General features: G+C 60.2%; 16 protein-coding genes. 5 read left to right on the top strand and 11 right to left on the bottom strand.

Annotated elements, in window-relative coordinates; translation table 11 throughout:
- Window positions 1–231 precede the first annotated feature (231 nt).
- Window positions 232–1,764 (bottom strand): EAL domain-containing protein, encoded by a 1,533-nt coding sequence (locus tag PSUM_RS05930; protein WP_083349194.1) that lies wholly within the window; start codon window positions 1,762–1,764, stop codon window positions 232–234.
- 443 nt (window positions 1,765–2,207) lie between these two features.
- On the opposite strand from PSUM_RS05930, the gene hppD reads away from it, so the two are divergent.
- Window positions 2,208–3,284, top strand: a complete 1,077-nt coding sequence (gene hppD / locus PSUM_RS05925) for a 4-hydroxyphenylpyruvate dioxygenase (protein WP_083349193.1) — start codon at window positions 2,208–2,210, stop codon at window positions 3,282–3,284.
- Between the two features lie 88 nt (window positions 3,285–3,372).
- On the opposite strand, the gene rarD is transcribed toward hppD, so the two are convergent.
- Complete coding sequence (gene rarD / locus PSUM_RS05920; protein WP_020797210.1) at window positions 3,373–4,254, bottom strand: EamA family transporter RarD; 882 nt, start codon at window positions 4,252–4,254, stop codon at window positions 3,373–3,375.
- Between the two features lie 208 nt (window positions 4,255–4,462).
- The gene (locus PSUM_RS05915; protein WP_083349192.1) at window positions 4,463–5,476 is read right to left on the bottom strand and encodes an aldo/keto reductase; all 1,014 of its coding nucleotides are present in this window, start codon (window positions 5,474–5,476) and stop codon (window positions 4,463–4,465) included.
- Window positions 5,477–5,643: 167 nt separating this feature from the next.
- Here PSUM_RS05915 and PSUM_RS05910 point away from each other — a divergent pair, with 167 nt between their 5' ends.
- Together PSUM_RS05910 and PSUM_RS05905 are read left to right on the top strand one after the other, a co-directional pair.
- Window positions 5,644–6,765 carry a sugar diacid recognition domain-containing protein gene (locus PSUM_RS05910; protein ID WP_083349191.1) on the top strand — a complete coding sequence of 374 codons (1,122 nt, stop codon included), beginning with the start codon at window positions 5,644–5,646 and terminating at the stop codon, window positions 6,763–6,765.
- Window positions 6,766–6,985: 220 nt separating this feature from the next.
- Window positions 6,986–8,128 carry a glycerate kinase gene (locus PSUM_RS05905; protein ID WP_033040400.1) on the top strand — a complete coding sequence of 381 codons (1,143 nt, stop codon included), beginning with the start codon at window positions 6,986–6,988 and terminating at the stop codon, window positions 8,126–8,128.
- 313 nt (window positions 8,129–8,441) lie between these two features.
- Here PSUM_RS05905 and PSUM_RS05895 read toward each other — a convergent pair whose 3' ends face one another.
- Window positions 8,442–8,726, bottom strand: coding sequence for a helix-turn-helix transcriptional regulator (locus PSUM_RS05895; RefSeq protein WP_033040402.1), 285 nt, complete (start codon window positions 8,724–8,726; stop codon window positions 8,442–8,444).
- 2 nt (window positions 8,727–8,728) lie between these two features.
- Between PSUM_RS05895 and PSUM_RS05890 the strand changes: the two genes are divergently transcribed.
- The gene (locus tag PSUM_RS05890) at window positions 8,729–9,028 is read left to right on the top strand and encodes a hypothetical protein (RefSeq protein WP_033040404.1); all 300 of its coding nucleotides are present in this window, start codon (window positions 8,729–8,731) and stop codon (window positions 9,026–9,028) included.
- A 40-nt stretch (window positions 9,029–9,068) separates the two neighbouring features.
- A complete protein-coding gene (locus PSUM_RS05885) occupies window positions 9,069–10,256 on the top strand; it encodes a pyridoxal phosphate-dependent aminotransferase (protein ID WP_033040407.1) in 1,188 nt (395 codons plus the stop codon).
- A 141-nt stretch (window positions 10,257–10,397) separates the two neighbouring features.
- On the opposite strand, the gene PSUM_RS05880 is transcribed toward PSUM_RS05885, so the two are convergent.
- From PSUM_RS05880 to PSUM_RS05850, 7 genes are all read right to left on the bottom strand, one after another.
- Window positions 10,398–11,375 carry a 2-hydroxyacid dehydrogenase gene (locus PSUM_RS05880; RefSeq protein WP_020797202.1) on the bottom strand — a complete coding sequence of 326 codons (978 nt, stop codon included), beginning with the start codon at window positions 11,373–11,375 and terminating at the stop codon, window positions 10,398–10,400.
- A gap of 14 nt (window positions 11,376–11,389) precedes the next feature.
- The gene (locus PSUM_RS05875; RefSeq protein WP_020797201.1) at window positions 11,390–12,685 is read right to left on the bottom strand and encodes an MFS transporter; all 1,296 of its coding nucleotides are present in this window, start codon (window positions 12,683–12,685) and stop codon (window positions 11,390–11,392) included.
- A 112-nt stretch (window positions 12,686–12,797) separates the two neighbouring features.
- Complete coding sequence (locus PSUM_RS05870) at window positions 12,798–13,772, bottom strand: sugar kinase (RefSeq protein ID WP_033040412.1); 975 nt, start codon at window positions 13,770–13,772, stop codon at window positions 12,798–12,800.
- The gene (locus tag PSUM_RS05865) at window positions 13,765–14,547 is read right to left on the bottom strand and encodes a sugar phosphate isomerase/epimerase family protein (protein ID WP_020797199.1); all 783 of its coding nucleotides are present in this window, start codon (window positions 14,545–14,547) and stop codon (window positions 13,765–13,767) included. Before PSUM_RS05865 ends, PSUM_RS05870 begins: the two co-directional genes overlap by 8 nt.
- A gap of 165 nt (window positions 14,548–14,712) precedes the next feature.
- The gene (locus PSUM_RS05860) at window positions 14,713–15,738 is read right to left on the bottom strand and encodes a LacI family DNA-binding transcriptional regulator (RefSeq protein ID WP_083349190.1); all 1,026 of its coding nucleotides are present in this window, start codon (window positions 15,736–15,738) and stop codon (window positions 14,713–14,715) included.
- A gap of 290 nt (window positions 15,739–16,028) precedes the next feature.
- On the bottom strand, window positions 16,029–16,670 hold the full coding sequence (locus PSUM_RS05855; protein WP_020797197.1) for a DUF1345 domain-containing protein: 642 nt from the start codon (window positions 16,668–16,670) through the stop codon (window positions 16,029–16,031).
- 84 nt (window positions 16,671–16,754) lie between these two features.
- Complete coding sequence (locus PSUM_RS05850) at window positions 16,755–19,853, bottom strand: efflux RND transporter permease subunit (RefSeq protein WP_083349189.1); 3,099 nt, start codon at window positions 19,851–19,853, stop codon at window positions 16,755–16,757.
- Window positions 19,854–19,859: the final 6 nt, after the last annotated feature.

The following is a 19,859-nucleotide window of genomic DNA, read 5'->3' as shown; positions in this document are numbered from 1 at the left end:
ACTCCAATAGTGTGTTTGGCTGATACCAACCGCAAACAAAGCTATAAGCCAAGAGCCTTGAAGCGACTCGGGGATTAGATGCCTCACCTGCCAATCTGATGCAGGCATGAAAAATTGTAGTAGTTAATGGGGCAAGAGTAAATCATGACTTTTTGTTCATGTAACAAGAGTTGTACTTGATTCAAATGGAGGAGTGCGGTGTGTCGTTGAATCGCTGCTAAAGGCCACTAGTTAATCATCACTTAATGCATTAATGAAATCGGCGGCGGGTATCGGCCGACCAAACAGATAACCTTGCAGGTAGTTCACGTTGTGGGCCGTCAGGTAGTCACTTTGCTCCTGGGTTTCCACACCTTCGGCAACCATTGCCAGGTCAAGCTTGGCCGCCAGCTCGATGATGCTTTCCAGAATGTGGCTGGAGAGGGTATCGATGCCGATCATGGCGACGAAGCTCTGGTCGATTTTCAGGAAATCCACGTTGAACTGGCGCAGGTAACCGAGGCTCGAGTGGCCGGTGCCGAAGTCGTCGATGGCGATCATTACGCCAAGCTCATGCAGTTGCTCGAACAATTGATGGGTAATGGCCGAGGGCTCGATCAGTTTGCGCTCGGTCAACTCCAGCACCAGGTGTATGGAGCCCGGGGCAAAGGCGGCGAGGAATTGCCGGCAATCCTCGACCAGCGCAAGATCCTGGCAATGATTGGCGGTGATATTGATGCCCACATGGAACGGCTCATCGAACGATGCCGACTTCCGTGCCAACAGCCTGGCTGTTTGTTGCATGATCGAGCGCGTCATCGGCACGATCAGCCCGCTGTGTTCGGCAAACGGAATGAACAGATCGGCGCTGACCAAACCTTCCTTGGGATGGTTCCAGCGCATCAGTACCTCGACTCCCGTGCATTTTTTGCTCAGCGCATGCACCACTGGCTGGAAGTACGGAACGAACTCCGCCGCGTCCAGTGCGCGCTGCATCTCAAGGGTTGGCGACGAGGAACGCTTCTGTATGACGTGCCCGATAAAACCTGCAATCACGCCGAAGAACAGCAACAAACTGAACAGTGGCGGATATTCACTGCTCATGTAGCGCCACACTTCGCCTTCGGGGAAACCGGCCGTTACGCTGAAGGGATAACGCGAAGATGCCAGCGTGTTTTGTGCGACGGGGAACTCGGGTGGATCGCCTTCGTGAAAACTGCCGTCGGCGGACAACCAGTGCGGCCCGACTTGCAACAACAACAGTGTCTGGCGCCCGATCAGGCGCAGGATATTACTCAGGTGGTAACCGTCCAGCGTGCTCATGGCGCCCCGTTTACCGTCGCTGAGTCGATAGACCAAAAACGCGGTGTCGGGCGTCACCGGGTTGCCCTTAATCAGCAACAACTGGCCGTTGGCATAATCTCCGGAAGCCATTTTTTCGTGATAGTCACCGAACAGGGAACTGCAATAGAGAGTGTCGTCCCATAGCAGGTTGGTCGAGCGCACGAATGGACGGCGTGTCACCTGCTCGCGCAACGCGAGGTTGACGTCAATGCAGCTTTGGCCAGCCAACGGCAGCAACTCGCGCGCCGCCTGGGCGGTGTTGTCGAGCATCAGTTCGAATTGGCGAGTCGCTTCTTCGGCGGTTTGTTGGCTGCTGAGCCTGAGTACGCGTTCGGCCTGCATGTAAAGAATGACGAAACCCAGCAGGATCGGCAGCAGTCCACTCAACAAGGTTACAGCGAGCCTGATGCCTCTCGGGTGGGCGTTGGTTTTCAGTGGCATTCGCGAAACCTGTATCGCTGAAGTGGGGCTCTCAACGCCTGGCGGGAAGTGATGCTTCCCATCAAGCGTTCAAGCAAGAGGCAGGATAGTTGGCCCTTGGCACTTGTGCCGAGGGATGATTCCAATGGGGATTTTCTTGTGTAACAAAGCCCTTGCGCGCCATGGGGAAAAGGGGATTTGATACAGAAGGCGGACAAATTGAGTTACGCTGTGTAGAATTAGGTTACGCATACAATAATAATCGTCTTCTGGCAGCAGAAGCCTCGCCCTCAGAGCCTTGGGTCGACAATGAAGATATTCGGGTTTCAATTGATCTACGGTGATTTCCTCGCCCGCAGCGTGCGGGGCATCTCCTGTGCGCCACCCACCGCTCTCAGCATTGCTAGCAACTAACGCTTGTTAATTTCAGCGGTTAATTCCTAAAGCATGATGAGGCGCCAACCATGGCAGATTTATACGAAAACCCAATGGGCCTGATGGGCTTCGAGTTCATCGAACTTGCATCGCCGACCCCCAATACCCTGGAGCCGATCTTCGAGATCATGGGCTTCACCAAGGTCGCGACCCATCGTTCCAAGGACGTGCACCTGTATCGCCAGGGCGCGATCAACCTGATCCTCAACAACGAACCCCACAGCGTCGCCTCGTACTTTGCCGCCGAGCACGGTCCATCGGTGTGCGGCATGGCGTTCCGTGTCAAGGATTCGCAAAAGGCCTACAAGCGTGCCCTGGAACTCGGCGCCCAGCCGATCCACATCGAGACTGGCCCGATGGAGCTGAACCTGCCGGCGATCAAGGGCATCGGCGGTGCGCCGCTGTACCTGATCGACCGTTTCGGTGAAGGCAACTCGATCTACGACATCGACTTCGTGTTCATCGACGGCGTTGACCGTCACCCGGTCGGGGCTGGCCTGAAGATCATCGATCACCTGACCCACAACGTGTACCGCGGTCGCATGGCCTACTGGGCGAACTTCTACGAGAAACTGTTCAACTTCCGCGAAATCCGCTACTTCGACATCAAGGGCGAATACACCGGCCTGACCTCCAAGGCCATGACCGCGCCAGACGGCATGATCCGCATCCCGCTGAACGAAGAATCGTCCAAGGGCGCCGGGCAGATCGAAGAATTCCTGATGCAGTTCAACGGCGAGGGCATCCAGCACGTGGCCTTCCTCAGCGATGACCTGATCAAGACCTGGGATCACCTGAAAAGTATCGGCATGCGCTTCATGACCGCGCCGCCGGACACCTACTACGAAATGCTCGAAGGCCGCCTGCCCAACCACGGGGAGCCGGTAGGCGAGTTGCAGGCGCGCGGCATCCTGCTGGACGGTTCGTCCGAGTCGGGCGACAAGCGCCTGCTGCTGCAGATCTTCTCGGAAACCCTGATGGGGCCGGTGTTCTTCGAATTCATCCAGCGCAAGGGTGATGACGGCTTCGGTGAAGGCAACTTCAAGGCGCTGTTCGAATCGATCGAGCGCGACCAGGTACGTCGTGGTGTGTTGTCCACTGACTGATTGGTTGTAAAGATCAAAAGATCGCAGCCTGCGGCAGCTCCTACACGGTCCACCTGTAGGAGCTGCCGCAGGCTGCGATCTTTTACTTTCAAGGGCGGCGATGGCGCATCAGGTGCTTGAACCCTTCAAACACCAGCACCAGTACCGCCATCCAGATCGGAATATAGGTCAGCCATTCACCGGGCTTGATGCTTTCCCCCAGCATCAACGCCACGCCCAGCAACAGCACCGGCTCGACGTAGCTCAACAACCCGAACAGGCTGAACGGCAGCAAGCGACTGGCGATGATGTAGACCACCAGCGCCGACGCGCTGATCAAGCCCAGCAGGGGAATCAGCCAAGACAATGCCGGGTGTTGATCGAAGACCCCAAAGCCCTGCTCACCACTGCTCACGAACCAGAATGCGATCGGCAGCATCAGGGTCATGTCGACCCACAGTCCGCCGAGGTTGTCAGTCTTCAGCCATTTGCGCACCACGAAATACAGCGGATAACCCACGACCACTACCAGTGTGGCCCAGGAGAAGCCGCCGACCTGATACAGCTCATTGACCACACCCAGGCTTGCAAAGAACACCGCGATCTTTTGCAGGTACGACAGGCGTTCACCGTAGGCGATGCGCCCTGTCAGCACCATGGCCAGCGGCAACAGGAAGTAGCCCAGCGACACATCGAGGCTGTAGCCATTGAGCGGTGCCCACATGAACAGCCAAAGCTGGACGCCCAGCAACGCCGCCGAGACGAACAGGATGCCGATCAACCTGGGTTGGGCGCAGAACCGACGCAGCAGGTCGGCCACGCGCCGCCATTCGCCCGACCCCAGCATGAACAGGGTCATGCACGGCACGGTCAACAGCATGCGCCAGCCGAAAATCTCCACACCGCTCAACGGCTTGAGCAGTGAAGTGTAGTAATACATGACGGCAAACAGCACCGAGGCTGAAACCGATAAAGCGATACCTTTTGACAAGCTGTCCTCGCGAGGTTGAACGTGAAACGGGGTGCGGAGAATACGTGGTTTTTGTGCTGAATATTGGCCGGATGATCAATATTTACAACATCCCTGTAGGAGCGAGCCTGCTCGCGAAAAACCCGAGGGCGCTGCGGGGCGTCTGGTTTAACGCGCTATCGTTCACGACCATCGCGAGCAGGCTCGCTCCTACAGTGGTTTTGTATGTTCAGTTGGTACGCGGTCTGCGGCCGGACACGAAATGACTCACATCATTGAACCCCGGCGTCGAAGCATGCCCAGGTGTCACCAGCGCATCGATGAAGGCCTCATCCTCAGCCGTGATCTTCACCGCCTGCGCCTTGGTGTAGGCATCCCACTGTTCTTCAGTGCGCGGGCCGACGATGGCCGAGGTCACGGCGCTGTTGTTCAGCACCCAGGCGATGGCGAACTCGACGATCCCCACGCCGCGTTCCTGGGTGTATTGCTGGATCTGCTGGGCGATGCGCAAGGACTCGACACGCCATTCGGTTTCCAGGATGCGTTTGTCGGCACGTCCTGCACGACTGTTCGCGTCCGGCTTGACGTCCGGCGCATATTTGCCGCTGAGCACGCCGCGGGCCAACGGACTGTAGGGCACCACACCCAGGCCGTAATTCTGCGCGGCAGTGATCTGCTCGGTTTCGGCCTGGCGGTTGACGATGTTGTACAGTGGCTGGCTGATCACCGGCCGGTCGACACCGAGCTTGTCGGCCACGCGAATCACCTCGGCGATACGCCAGCCCCGGTAATTCGACAGGCCCCAATAGCGAATCTTGCCTTGGCGAATCAGGTCGCCAATGGCCGACACCGTGACCTCCAGCGGCGTGTTGTGGTCTTCGCGGTGCAGGTAATAGATATCGAGATAGTCAGTGCCCAGGCGCGTCAGGCTGGCGTCGATGCCGTTGAAGATGTGCTTGCGGCTCAGGCCGCTGCGGTTCGGCACACCGTCCACCGGGCCGAAACCGACCTTGGTCGCCAGTACCCATTCGTGACGGTTACCGGCAATCGCCTCGCCGACGATTTCTTCAGAACGGCCATTGGTGTAGACGTCGGCGGTATCGATGAAATTGATGCCCTGGTCCCAGGCCTTGTCGATGATCCGCAGGGAATCTTCGGTATTGGTCTGCTCACCAAACATCATGGTGCCCAGGGTCAGGGTCGACACCTGCAGGCCCGAATGACCCAGCGTGCGGTAGCTCATGAGGAAATCCTTTTGCCGGTGGGAAAGGCTCAATCAAATACCACAATGGCATAGCGGGGCAAAAGCCCTGTGACAGGCAAGTTCTCTTTATCATGATTTCTGGCGATGCAAAGGGTAACGTTGATCAACCTGTGAGTCTTGACCACCCCGTTTCAAGGAACCCCGTTATGTTCGAACTCGATCACGACCTGGCCCAGGACATCGTCGACCGGGCAATGGCCATCCTGCCGTACAACGTCAACGTCATGGACAGCCAGGGCCTGATCCTCGGCAGTGGCGAGCCGGAGCGGGTCAACACCCGGCATGAAGGCGCGCAACTGGTGTTGGCCAACGGCCGTGTGGTTGAGATCGACGCACAGACGGCGATCCACCTCAAGGGCGTGCAGCCGGGCATCAACCTGCCGCTGATGCTCGACCAGCGCTTGATCGGCGTGCTGGGCATCACCGGCGATCCCGAACAATTGCGTACCTACGCGGAACTGGTGCGCATGACCGCCGAGATGCTGGTGGGCCAGCGCAACCAACAGGCCGAGAAGCAGTGGCGGAGCCAGCGTTGCGATGACCTGCTGGCGTTGCTGCTGAGTGACGGCGGCAACTCGCCGCGCTTGATCGACGAAGCGCAACAGCTTGGGCTTAAACCGCAATTGACGCGGGTGCCTTACCTGTTCGAACTGGGCCAGGAGCAGGGACCGGGGCACTCCGTCGAAGCGCTCAGCGCCTGGCTGACCAGTCGTTACCCGGACAGTTGGTGCGTGAGTTCGGCCAAGTCTTCGTTGCTGTGGTGCCGACCGACGAACCAGGCCGTCGACAACGAGCGGCTGCTGGAAAAACTCGACGGCCAGGGCTGGAACATCCTGCGCATTGCCGTGGGTGGGCAGGCGGATGGGCTGACAGGATTGCGCCGCGGCTATCGTAGGGTCGGCGACTTGCTGGCCTATGGGCGCGAGGTGTTGCCCCAATCCCGTTTGCTGACGCTTACCCGCTATCGGCTGCCGGTATTGCTGTGGCGCCATCGCAACGAAGATGCACTGGACGAACTGCTTGAGCCGTTGCGTAAAGTCATTGCCAGGGACAACAACGGCCAGTTACTGGCGACCTTGCGCAGTTGGTGCGAACACGATGGCCAGAGCCAGGCCTGCGCCGATGCGCTGGGCATCCACCGCAACAGCCTGCGCTACCGGATGGAGCGCATTGCAGAACTCAGTGGCGTTGATCCGTTACGCCTGGACGGCATGCTCGCCCTCTATCTCGGCGTACAGCTGCTCTCCGAAACCGCCCCAACTCCCTGACCAAAACCCGCCCCCCCTGTAGGAGCTGCCGCAGGCTGCGATCTTTTGACTTTGCTTTTCAAGGTCAAGATCAAAAGATCGCAGCCTGCGGCAGCTCCTACATGGAAAGCATAAGATTTGTGGGAATGAACAATAATCCTCGATGCCCGTTGTGCAGCGGCCTGGCGTTATTGTTCATGCCGGCTGGCAGCATGGATAGCATTGGAACTGGAGAATCCCCATGAAAATTGTCATCGCCCCCGACTCGTTCAAGGACAGCCTCAGCGCTCAAGGCGTGGCCGACGCCATTGCCCTCGGTCTGGCAGAGGTGTGGCCCGATGCGCAATTGATCAAATGCCCGATGGCCGACGGCGGGGAAGGGACGGTCGAGTCGGTGCTTGCCGCGTGTGCTGGCGAGCTGCGTCGCACCACGGTTCGCGGGCCGCTCGGCGTAGCCGTCGACGCTGCCTGGGGCTGGTTGCCCCACACCCACACGGCGATCATCGAAATGGCCGAAGCCAGTGGTTTGCAGCTGGTTCCGGTCGACCGCCGCGATGCCTGCATCAGCAGCACTTTCGGCACCGGTGAATTGATTCGCGCTGCCCTCGATGCCGGGGCGCAACGTATCATTCTGGCCATCGGCGGCAGTGCGACCAATGACGCCGGTGCAGGGGCAATGCAAGCCTTGGGCGTGAAGTTGCTCGATGCACAGGGGCAAATCCTCGCACCGGGCGGCTTGGCACTGTCACAGTTGGCCCGCATCGATATGAGTGGCATCGACCCACGCCTGGCCGAGGTGCGCTTTGACATCGCCGCCGACGTGAACAATCCATTGTGCGGTGCTCACGGCGCGTCGGCCATTTTCGGCCCGCAAAAAGGCGCAACGCCTGCGCAGGTTGAACAACTGGATCTTGCCCTCCGGCACTTTGCCGACTACTGCGCAAAAGCCTTGAGCAAAGACGTGCGCGACGAACCGGGCAGCGGCGCAGCAGGCGGCCTGGGGTTTGCCGCCAAGGCGTTCCTGAGGGCGCAGTTCAAAGCCGGGGTGGAAGTGGTCGCCGAGCTGGTGGGGCTGGCCGATGCGGTTGCCGGTGCTGATCTGGTGATCACCGGCGAAGGCCGCTTCGATGCACAGACATTGCGCGGCAAGACACCCTTTGGCGTGGCGCGCATTGCTCGTGAATGCGGTGTTCCGGTCATCGTCATTGCCGGCACGTTGGGCGAGGGCTATCAAGCCTTGTATGCCCATGGTATCGACGCCGCGTTTGCCCTGACGAGCGGGCCGATGACATTGGCGCAAGCCTGCAGCGAAGCACCGCGTCTATTGCGTGAACGAGCGGGTGATGTAGCGCGGGTCTGGCGGATGGCCGCTCGTGCGGCCTGACGCGCCTGGGAAGTCAGTTTTATTGTCAGGACGATCACCAGGGCACAGGGCATTTTCAGCCCTGGCGACCACTGAGCATGTGAAATCGGCAAAGGAGGAGAGAACCATTTCGATGCCTGTCAGTACGACCGGATGATCGTCGGCAATGATGATTCGCAGCCCTTTGTTCGGTCGGTGCCCATGGGACACTGGCGCATCGTCACAGGCACTGGCGTGGTAGAGGTCAAACGGTCGGGATCGAGGTATGGGGTCCCGGCTCATGAATTGTCTCAACAGGGGTCAATGAGAAGCCGACCGCTGAAGAGACAGGGGGTCAAGGTGACTGGATCAGACCTTGTTGCAGTGCCATCACCATGGCGATCCAGCGCGATCTCACGCCGAATTTCCGGCGAATATTGCAAAAGTGATAATTCACACCTGCTTCAGTGCATTGAACGATTTGCGCGATTTCCCAGGACGATTTGCCCAGAGCTGTCCACTTCAAGCACTCCTGTTCCCGAGCCGTCAGCTTGATCGCTTTCGGTTGAGGGCTCTCCTGTGATTGGAAATTGGCCTGTGTGGGCGTTGATCGAACTGATCCGATATTGGCACGGTACATAGTTGAATCTCCCATTCATCATCTTTGACGGCGTGGGCGCGGCGGAATCTTCCTACATCTTGATGGCATGGTTCGCGCGGCCGTCCTTCAGGCACCTGATTCAGGGCTGGAGGCTCGACTTCGTTATAGCGCGAATCACTCCACTTGGAACCTGTCACAAATTACAGGTGCTGGACCTTAATCCGACTGCGCCGAGTTGGCTGTCAGTAAAAGAACCCAGCCATGTAGGAGGATTTGCTGAATTTCTGTTGCCTAACCCGTTCGTCGATTTCATCGAGGTAGTGGCGCGTGGCGCGATTTGAGATAGGGTTGACTCAGGAACTCGCGCGATTGGAGAACTACATGCGCTATTCAGGCTTGACCCAACGCATCGCCGGAGATGGCGCTGCGGCCTGGCAGATTCACGACCGCGCACTGCAAATGCGCGAACAAGGCGTCGACGTACTGCTGCTATCGGTCGGCGACCCGGATTTCGATACACCCAGCCCCATCGTCCAGGCCGCCATCAACAGTTTGCTGGCGGGCGACACTCATTACTCGCAGGTGCGCGGAAGTCGGGGTTTGCGCGACAGCATTGCCCGCCGTCATCGGCGTCGAAGTGGTCAAGTGGTGGATGCCGATCACGTGATCGTGATGCCCGGTGCGCAATGTGCGGTTTATTCGGTCGCGCAATGCCTGCTCGATCCGGGGGACGAAGTGATCGTTGCCGAGCCGATGTACGTAACGTATGAAGGCGTATTCGGCGCGTGCGGGGCCACTGTGGTGCCGGTGGCGGTGCGTCCGGAGAACGGCTTTCGGGTCGATCCGGCGGATGTGGCGGCCCGCATCACACCCAAGACCCGCGCGCTGTTGCTCAACAGTCCGAACAACCCCTCCGGCGCCAGTTTGTCGCTGATGATCTGGCAGGAGCTGGCCTTGCTGTGTGTGCGTCACGATCTTTGGTTGATCAGCGATGAGGTCTACGGCGATCTGCTGTACGAGGGCGAACACATCAGCCCGGCCAGCTTGCCGGGCATGGCCGAGCGCACCGCGACCATCGACAGTCTGTCCAAATCCCACGCCATGAGCGGTTGGCGAGTGGGTTGGGTGATCGGACCGAAAACCTTGAACGACCACCTGGAACATCTCTCGTTGAGCATGCTGTTTGGCATTCCGGAGTTCGTTCAGAAGGCGGCGCAACTGGCGCTGGATGAAGACCTGCCGGAGGTGGCGCTGATGCGTGAAGAATATCGCCAGCGCCGCGACCTGGTGTGTACGCGCCTGAACCAATGCCCGGGTATCAGGGCCATTCGCCCGGATGGTGGGATGTTCGTGATGGCCGACGTGCGCCAGACCGGGTTGTCCGCCCAGCATTTCGCCGAGCGGCTGCTGGAGGGGTATGGCGTGTCGGTACTGGCAGGTGAGGCGTTCGGGCCGAGTGCGGCGGGGCATATCCGCATTGGGCTGGTGGTGGACCGGCGCAAACTGGCGGATGCCTGTCAGCGAATTGGGCAGTGCGCCATGGACCTTCTGGAGGCGCGGCGGGCCTGACAGTTTTTTGTTGTTCGGACCGGCCCCTTCGCGGGCAAGCCCGCTCCCACAGGGTCTGATGTGGACACGGATTTTGTGATCACCACCGACACTGTGGGAGCGGGCTTGCCTGAGAAGACGGCCTGACGGACAACTAATTCCTCAAGCCTTCCACGCCCGCACATTCACCAGATTAGCCGGCCGTTCACCCGCCAACGCCGCCAACAGATTTTCCACCGCACACCGCGCCATTGCCTCCCGTGTCTCATGGGTCGCCGAGCCCATGTGTGGCGTTGCCACCACGTTGTCCATCTGCAACAGCGGCGAGTCCAGGTCCAGCGGCTCACGCTCGAACACATCCAGCCCCGCTGCGCGAATCTGCCCCGCACGCAGTGCCTCGGTCAACGCCGCTTCATCCACCACTTTGCCTCGGGAGATATTGATGAAGATGCTTTGCGGGCGCATCAGGGCAAATTCTTCGGTGCCGATCAGCCGCTCGGTTTGCGCGGTCAACGGCAAGGTCAGGCAGATGAAATCCGCCTGCTGCAACAGCTCGCCCAGGCTGCGGTACTGCGCATTGAAACGCTGCTCGACTGCAGGTTTTGGCGAATGGCTGTGGTAGATGACCGGCATGCCGAAACCGAAGTGTCCGCGCTGGGCCAGTGCCTCGCCGATACGGCCCATGCCAATGATGCCCAGGGTTTTGCCATGCACGTCGCTGCCGAAATGTGCGGGGCCGAGGTTACGCTGCCAACGGCCTTCGCGAACCATATTGGCCAGTTCCACCACGCGTCGAGCGGTGGCTAGAATCAACGCAAAACCGGTATCGGCGGTGGTTTCGGTGAGCACGTCCGGTGTATTGCTGAGCAGGATGCGGCGCTCGGTCAGGTAGTCGATGTCGTAGTTGTCGACGCCCACCGAGACGCTGGCGATGGCTTCAAGGTCGGGCGCCAGGTCGAGCAGTTCGGCATCCAGCTTCAGACTGGCACCGAGCAGGCCGTGAGCGCGGGGCAGGGCATCGCGCAATCGGGCCAGGCCATCGGCGTCGAGGTTTTCGATCAGCGTCACTTCGGCCTGCTCGTGCAAGCGAGCCATCAGCAGCGGCGAGAGTTTCTTGTACAGAACAACCTGCTTTTTCATTGTCGTCATCCAATTCAGGAATGTGCAGCGGTGCGGGTTAATGCGACCGTGGGCCGTTCCCGGTCACTGGCGCCGGGCTTGAGGCAAATCGTCAGCACCACCGAGAGCATCAGCGCGCCGCTCATCAACAGGTAGGACGCGCCGGGCGAGCCGGTGGAGCTGTTCAGGTAACCGACCAGGTAGGAGCCGCCAAACGAACCGAGGGCGCCCATGCTGTTGATCAGCGCCATCGCGCCGCCGGCGACGTTGGCTGGGAGGATCTCCGGGATGATCGCGAAGAACGGTCCGTAAGGTGCGTACATGCAGGCACCGGCAATCACCAGCAACGTGTAGGACCACCAGAAATGTTCGGCGCCCAAGGCGTAGGAGCCATAGAAAGCGAATGAGGCGATCAGCAGCGGCGGCCAGACGAAGCGCTTGCGTTTTTGCAGTTTGTCCGAGCCCCAGGACACCAGCAGCATGCCGATCACCGCCGCCAGGTAAGGCAACGCCGACAGCCAGCCGGCTTGCACCATGTCCATCTGTGCACCGGCCTTGAGGATTGAAGGCAGCCACAGCACGAAGCCGTAGACGCCGATGCTCCAGCAGAAAAACTGCAGGGCCAGGAGGATGACTTTCGGCGAGCGGAAGGCTTCGGCGTAGTTCTTCACTGCCTTGATGCCGACTTGCTCGGCGGCCAGGGCGCTTTCCAGGTCCTGCTTTTCCTGGTCGTTGAGCCACTTGGCCTGGGACGGACGATCATCGGCCAGACGCCACCAGATGAAGGCCCAGAACACTGCTGGCAGACCTTCGACGATGAACATCCAGCGCCAGCTGTAATGCTGTACCAGATAACCCGAGACCACCGACATCCACAGCATGGTCACCGGGTTGCCGAGGATCAGGAAAGTGTTGGCCCGCGAGCGTTCGGCGCGGGTGAACCAATGGCACAGATAGATCAGCATGGCCGGCATCACTGCGGCCTCGACCACCCCAAGCATGAAGCGGATGACGATCAGCCAGTAGGCGTTGGAGACGATACCGGTCAAGGTTGCCAGACTGCCCCAGAGGATAAGGCTGACGAAAATCAGCTTCTTCACGCTGTGTTTCTGCGCATAGATCGCCCCCGGCACCTGGAAGAAAAAGTAGCCGAGGAAGAACAGCGCGCCGAGCATCGACGACAGGCCCGGAGTGATCATCAGGTCGGCCGCCATGCCCGAGGCGGCGGCGAAGCCGTAGTTGGCGCGGTCCAGATACGCCAGGCTGTAGGTGATAAAGACGATGGGCATGATGTACCACCAGCGGCGGGTGGCGAGGGTTGCGGTTTTCATGGGTGGTGCTCCTGAGCTTGTTGTTTTTGTCGCAGCAGGTAACGGTGATCGTTCCCACGGTCCGCGTGGGAATGCCTCTAGGGACGCTCCGCGTCCCCTGTGACGCAGAGCGTCACGGGCTGCATTCCCACGCAGGAGCGTAGGAACGAGCGGCGAAAGGGGGAGGCAGTTCGGCTCGGGTTGGTAACCCCTCCATATCCCCCCGGCTCTGCACCGCGCGGCTGCCAATCCAGTTGGCCCGCTGCACGGCGTCGGCAAAGCTGTGGTTCTCGAGCAGAGCACTGATCATGCCCACGGCAAATCCATCACCGGCACCCACCGTATCGATCACTGTTTGCACCGGCACGCCAGCGACAAACCCCTGATCCTGTTGAGTGCGGTAGTAAGCGCCATGCGGGCCGAGTTTGATCGCCACCGCCTCGGCGCCCTGATCGAGGTAGAACGCGGCGATGTCGGCCGGATCGTCAAAACCGGTGAGCAAGCGCCCCTCGCTGAGCCCCGGCAACACCCAATGGGCAAGCGCGGCGAGGCGGTTGATCTCGCTGATCATCTGTTGCTCGCTGGCCCACAGGCTGGGGCGCAGGTTCGGATCGAACGATACGCTGCGGCCGGCCTCGCGCATGCGCGTCATCAATTCGAACGACATTTGCCGGGCGGTTTCCGACAGCGCTGGCGGGATGCCAGTGGCGTGCAGGTGTCGGGCATTGAGCAATTGGGGCACGATCGAGTGTGGTGACAGGTGACTGGCCGCCGAACCGCGGCGGAAATACTCGACGGCGGGGTCGCTGCCATCCTCGGTGCGCGACTTGAGTTGGAAACCGGTGGGGTGAGCGGTGTCGATGTCGACATGGCGGCAGTCCACGCCTTCCTTCTCCAGTGTATCGATCACGAAGCGGCCCAGTGAATCGGCACCGACCCGGCTCAGCCATGCGACCTTGAAGCCCAGGCGCGACAGGCCGATGGCGACGTTGCTGTCCGCGCCGGCGATGCGTTTGTGGAACTGGCCGACGCTGGCCAGATCACCGGCCTGCTCGGCGACGAACATCGCCATGGTTTCGCCGAACGACAGGATATCGATCTCAGACATGTGCATTCTCCCGCTGCGGCTGGCCCAGATGGGCGAGAGCGGCGACGTGTTCGCGGGTCAACTGCACCAGGTCATCGCCTTGCAACGGGTATTCCGCCGCGCGCATGACACCTTGTGCCATGTGCCGCAGCAGGTGTTCCCACTGTTGCAGGTCGCTGGCGGCGGGCGGTATGGCGACCAGCTTGCCGTCGGTGCGACGGGTCACCGCTTTGCAGTGCACATAGTCCACATGGCGCCCGAGCAATCGCGCAGCGCTCGCTGGCGACTGGTCCTGCCAGTGCCAATTGCCGATATCGAAGGTCATCCTGATTGGCAGGCTGTGCTGCTCGACTTGCGCGAAAAAGCGCTGGAAGGGCTCGATGCGACCGCCGTGCAGGGTCTGGTCGTTTTCCACCAGCAACTGCACGGCATTCTCGCGCAGTAGCCGGGCGAGGGTTTGCAGATCGCTGTTGTCGGTGAAATAGCCCAGCGACACTTTTAGCCATTTGGCGCCAAAAGCCTGGGCCCGTTGCAGGGCGGCAATCAGTTCAGGGTTGGGTTTGGATTGACCCGCCAGCCACAGCTCAATCGGCGAGGAATACACGCTCTCCAGACCCTCGGCTTGAGAGGCAATGGCCAGTTGAGCGGGGTCCTCGTTGGTCAGTAGCTCTTCGCGCCACTCAATTCGCGAGGCTCCGGCAGCGGCCAGTATTTCGATAAAACTGCCCTGGCCACGTTGGCGCACAAGATCGGCACCGTAGCTGGAGAGGCTGATGGAAACGGCGGGTGTATTCATTGTTTTTCTACCTCTGAAACCGGTTTCATTTTTGTTCAAAAAATATCGATCTTTAGGGCGCCATCTCGAGCAGGCCCGCTCCAACAGGGTTTTGTGTTGTACAAAAATTGCGCGTACACCGGGTTCCCTGTGGGAGCGAGCCTGCTCGCGATGAGGCCGGAACAATCACCGAAGATCTCCAAGTGTCGATCCCCGCACAATCAATCTCGCCGAAAAATCCAAGGTCCGCACCGCACCATCATCCCCCCGCAAACGCTTGAGCAAACACTCAAACGCACTGGCGCCAATTTCGGTGGTCGGTTGGGCGAGGGCGGTGATGCCGCTACCCACCAGGGGGTACCAATCCAGGTCATCGAGGGCGATCAGGCCGACATCCGCGAACAGGTGGCAGTTGAGTTCGCGCAATGAATGGGTGCTGGCCAACGCCGCAATCCCATTCGCGCAAAACAGCGCTTTGGGACCGGGCCCTGGCGTGTCGAGAAAGGTTTTCAGATTGGCAGTCAGCTCGCTGCCGGTCTCAGTGATGGCCCCGCGAAGCGCGGGCCGCTGCTCGATCATCGCCTTGAAGCTGCTGACACGTTCGATCCGCGAGCTGGTGCCGTCAAAGGGTTCGGTCACCAGCAGCACGTCGCGGTAACCGCGTTCTTCAAGATGGGTAAGGGCCATGTCGACGGCTGCTGGGTTGTCCAGCCCTACCATGTCACTCTCGAGGTGCTCCACCTTGCGATCCACCAATACCAGCGGCATTTCCCGATGCAGTTCGTGCAATTCGTCGCGGTGATGGCCGAGGGTGTTCACGATCAGGCCTTCGATGTTGTACGAACGCAGCAGCGCCAGGTGCTGGCGTTCCTGCTCGTCGTCACGGTCGGTGTTGCACACCACCAGGCTGTAGCCGTGCTGACGGCAGGCGGTTTCTACCCCGTGCATCACGGCAATCGAATAAGGGTTGCGGATGTCGGCCACCAACATGCCGATCAGGCGCGTGCGGCCGCGCTTAAGACCGCGGGCCATCTGGTTCGGGCGGTAGCCCAGTTCGGCAATGGCCTGCTCGATGCGCTGGGCAATGGCATCGGAGAGCAGGGCGCGATCCTCGCCGATGAAGCGCGACACGCTGGCTTTGGACACCTTGGCGTGTTCAGCGACATCAAGCATGGTCACGCGGCTGCGCTGGGCGGCGGAGAAATCGTTCACGGTCTGAAAACCTTGTTATTGGATTTATTGGGTTTGGCGCATGGCGCTGAAACCGGTTTCAGGAAACACCAAAAACCAATCGTTCGTCAAGGGTCGGGATGATCATCAAGTGAAGAATGTCGACGGATGGAGGTCAGGCCAATGCACTCAACCGGGCCGAGCCCAGCGATAAAGGAGGTCGAGCCCGTTATGTGGGGTCATCTGCGTCTGTCAGGCGGGTTGCCGACGTATGAAACGCCAGCGCGGAGAGATCGCCCTGGTTAGCGAGATAACGACGGAGTAAGGCAACGTCAGCCAAACAACCCGGCGGCGATATTGACCGAAAACCCCAATATCGCCGTGTTGAACAAAAAGCCTATCAACGACTGCGCCAGGACAATCTTACGCATCTCCCGGGTGGCCACGCCGACATCCGAAGTCTGCACTGCCACGCCGATGGTGAACGAGAAATACAGGAAGTCCCAATAGTTGGGTGTGGTCAAGCCTTCGGCAAAACGCAGTGCAGGTTCTTTGCCATTCCAGGTGTAATACAGCCGCGCATAGTGCACGCTGAAAATCACCCCGATCAGCAACCATGAACCGATGACAGTCAATGCGGTGAAGCTGTAGTGCAGCAGCTTGCGGGAGGTTTCCAGGTCTTTGCTGCCGGCCAGTTCGAAGGCGATGGTCGCCAGGCTGGCAATCGCTGCGATGCACACCACGAATAGCACCAGCCCGGCGTTTTCGTCTTCGATATCGGCGATGCGTTTCACATCGGTCGCCTTGGAGCGCACGATGAGCCAGAACATCAGCAGCAGATAGGTCCAGACCCCGACGTTCCAGCCGATAAGAATTTTGCTGATGATCGAGTCGGCCGGAACCAGGATGCCAGCCGCGATGCCGAAGGTGACGGCGGCGGACAGGCGAGGGTGGGTGTGAGTGAGGTAGGGCATGGAGGCTCACTGTGGCAGGGCGTCAGTGCACCATAGCGCAGGAAATATGTAGGAGCATGCTCGCTCCTACAGGGGTGGTGTTGGTTATAGGTTTTTATGGCGCTTGCGCACCCGTTTCATCACCACCACAAAAAACACCGGCACGAATATCACCGCCAGGGTCGCGGAGATCATTCCGCCGATTACCCCGGTGCCGATGGCCTGCTGGCTGGCTGAACTGGCGCCGGTCGCGATCGCCAACGGCACCACGCCGAGGATGAACGCCAGCGAGGTCATGACGATAGGCCGCAGGCGCAAGCGTGCGGCTTGCAGGGTGGCGTCGATCAAATCGTGGCCTTCGTCGTACAGGCTCTTGGCGAATTCGATGATCAGGATCGCGTTTTTTGCCGACAGGCCGATGATGGTGATCAGGCCGACCTTGAAGAACACATCGTTGGGCATGCCGCGCAGTGTCACCGCGAGCACTGCGCCGAGTACACCCAGTGGCACCACCAGCAAAACTGAGGTCGGGATCGACCAGCTCTCGTACAACGCCGCCAGGCACAGGAACACGATCAACAGCGACAAACCGAGCAGGATCGGCGCCTGGCTGCCGGACAAACGTTCTTGCAACGACAGCCCGGTCCACTCCTGGCCCAATCCGGCCGGACCTTGCGCCACCAGCCGTTCGATTTCCGCCATGGCCTGGCCGGTGCTGTGGCCGGGTGTCGGCTCGCCGGAGATGCTGATCGCCGGATAACCGTTGTAACGAGTCAGTTGCGCCGGGCCCTGGGTCCATTCGGCCTGGGTGAAGGCCGATAGAGGCACCATTTTTCCGTTGTTGTTGCGTACGTGAATCTTCAGCAGATCGGCGACCTGGCTGCGTTGATCGCCTTCAGACTGGACCACCACCCGTTGCATCCGCCCCTGGTTGGGAAAGTCATTGATGTACGTCGAACCGATCGCGGTGGAGAGCACGCTGCCGATGTCGGCAAACGACACGCCCAAAGCGTTGGCCTGCTGACGGTCGACGACCAACCGCACTTGCGGCGCTTCGGCCAGGGCGCTTTCGCGCACGTTCATCAGTACCGGGCTCTTTTCAGCCGCCGCGAGCAATTCACTGCGCGCCTGCATCAGCGTGGCATGGCCGAGGCCGCCGCGATCCTGTAAGCGAAATTCGAAGCCACTGGACGTGCCCAGGCCATCGACGGGTGGCGGCAGTACCGAAAACGCCATGGCATCCTTGATCTGGCTGAGGGCAGCGTTGGCCCGGTCGGCAATGGCAGCGGCCGAGTCCTTGACGCCTCTTTCGGACCAATCCTTCAACGTACTGAACGCCAGCGCCGCGTTCTGGCCACTTCCGGAGAAGCTGAAACCGAGAATGACCACGCTGTCGCTGATGCCCGGTTCGCCGGCATTGTGCGCTTCGATCTGCTCGACCACCTGCACCGTACGGTGCTTGCTCGCGCCGGGTGGCAATTGAATGTCGGTGATGGTGTAGCCCTGGTCTTCCACCGGCAGGAACGAGGAGGGCAGGCGCATGAAACACACGCTCAGGGCCACCAGCAGCACCGCGTAGATCAACAGGTAACGCCCGGTGCGCTGCAATGCATAGGCAACCCAGCCCTGATAACGCTCGGTAAGTCGCTCGAAGCGGCGGTTGAACCCGCCAAAGAATCCGGTCTTCTCGTGGTGTACGCCTTGGGCAATCGGTTTGAGCAAGGTCGCGCACAGCGCGGGGGTCAAGGTCAGGGCGAGGAAGGCCGAGAACAGGATCGAGGTGGCCATCGACAGCGAGAACTGTTGGTAGATCACCCCGACCGAACCCGGCATGAAGGCCATCGGAATGAACACCGCCACCAGCACCAGGGTGATGCCGATGATCGCCCCGGTGATCTGCTTCATCGCCTTGCGGGTCGCCTCCCTGGGCGACAGGCCTTCGCTGGCCATGATCCGCTCGACGTTCTCCACCACGACGATCGCGTCATCCACCAGGATACCGATGGCCAGCACCATGCCGAACATGGTCAGCACGTTGATGGAAAACCCCAGGGCCAACATGGTCGCGAAGGTGCCCATCAGCGCCACCGGCACCACCAGCGTGGGTATCAGGGTGTAGCGGATGTTCTGCAGGAACAGGAACATCACCGCGAACACCAGCAACATCGCCTCGCCGAGGGTGTAGACCACCTTGGTGATCGAGACCTTGACGAAAGGCGAGGTGTCGTAAGGAATCGTGTACTGGACGCCCGCGGGGAAGTAGCGCGACAGTTCGTCCATCTTGGCCCGCACCAGGGTCGCGGTGTTCAGGGCATTGGCCCCCGGTGACAACTGGACGCCGACGGCAGTCGACGGCTTGCCGTTCAGGCGCGTGGAAAACTGGTAGTCCTGACTGCCGATCTCGACCCGCGCGACATCGCCGATGCGCACCGTGGAACCATCAGGGTTGGCCTTGAGCACGATGGCGGCGAACTCTTCAGGGCTCGACAGCTGGCCTTTGACCAGGATGGTCGCGGTGATTTCCTGAGTCGTGCGGCTCGGCAAATCGCCAATGCTGCCGGCTGAGACCTGGGCGTTTTGCGCGACGATGGCGGCGTTGACATCCGCCGGGGTCAGGTTGAAACCGATCAACTTGCGCGGGTCAATCCAGATGCGCATGGCGCGCTCGGCGCCATACAGCTGCGCCTTGCCGACGCCGTCGAGGCGCTTGATCTCGTTCATCACGTTGCGCGCCAGGTAGTCGCTGAGCGCCACGTCGTCGAGCTTGCCGTCGCTTGAGGTGAGGGCGATCAACAGCAGGAAGCCGGCGGACACTTTTTCCACCTGCAAGCCTTGCTGGTTCACCGCCTGCGGCAGACGCGACTCCACCACCTTGAGGCGGTTCTGCACGTCGACCTGGGCCATTTCCGGATCGGTGCCCGGCTGGAAAGTGGCCTTGATCGTGGCGCTGCCCAGGCTGCTCTGCGATTCGAAGTACAACAGATGGTCGGCGCCGTTGAGTTCTTCCTCGATCAGGCTGACCACGCTTTCGTCCACGGTCTGCGCTGACGCACCGGGGTACACGGCATAGATTTCGATTTGCGGCGGTGCGACGTTGGGGTATTGCGCCACCGGCAACTGCGTAATGGCCAGGGCACCGGCCAACAGGATGAACAGCGCGACCACCCAGGCGAACACCGGGCGATCGATAAAGAACTGCGGCATAAACAA

The organism is Pseudomonas umsongensis, assembly GCF_002236105.1.
Taxonomy (GTDB): Bacteria; Pseudomonadota; Gammaproteobacteria; order Pseudomonadales; family Pseudomonadaceae; genus Aquipseudomonas; species Aquipseudomonas umsongensis.
The sequence above is the reverse complement of the archived record's forward strand: the minus strand, read 5'-3'. Positions and strand labels throughout refer to the sequence as shown.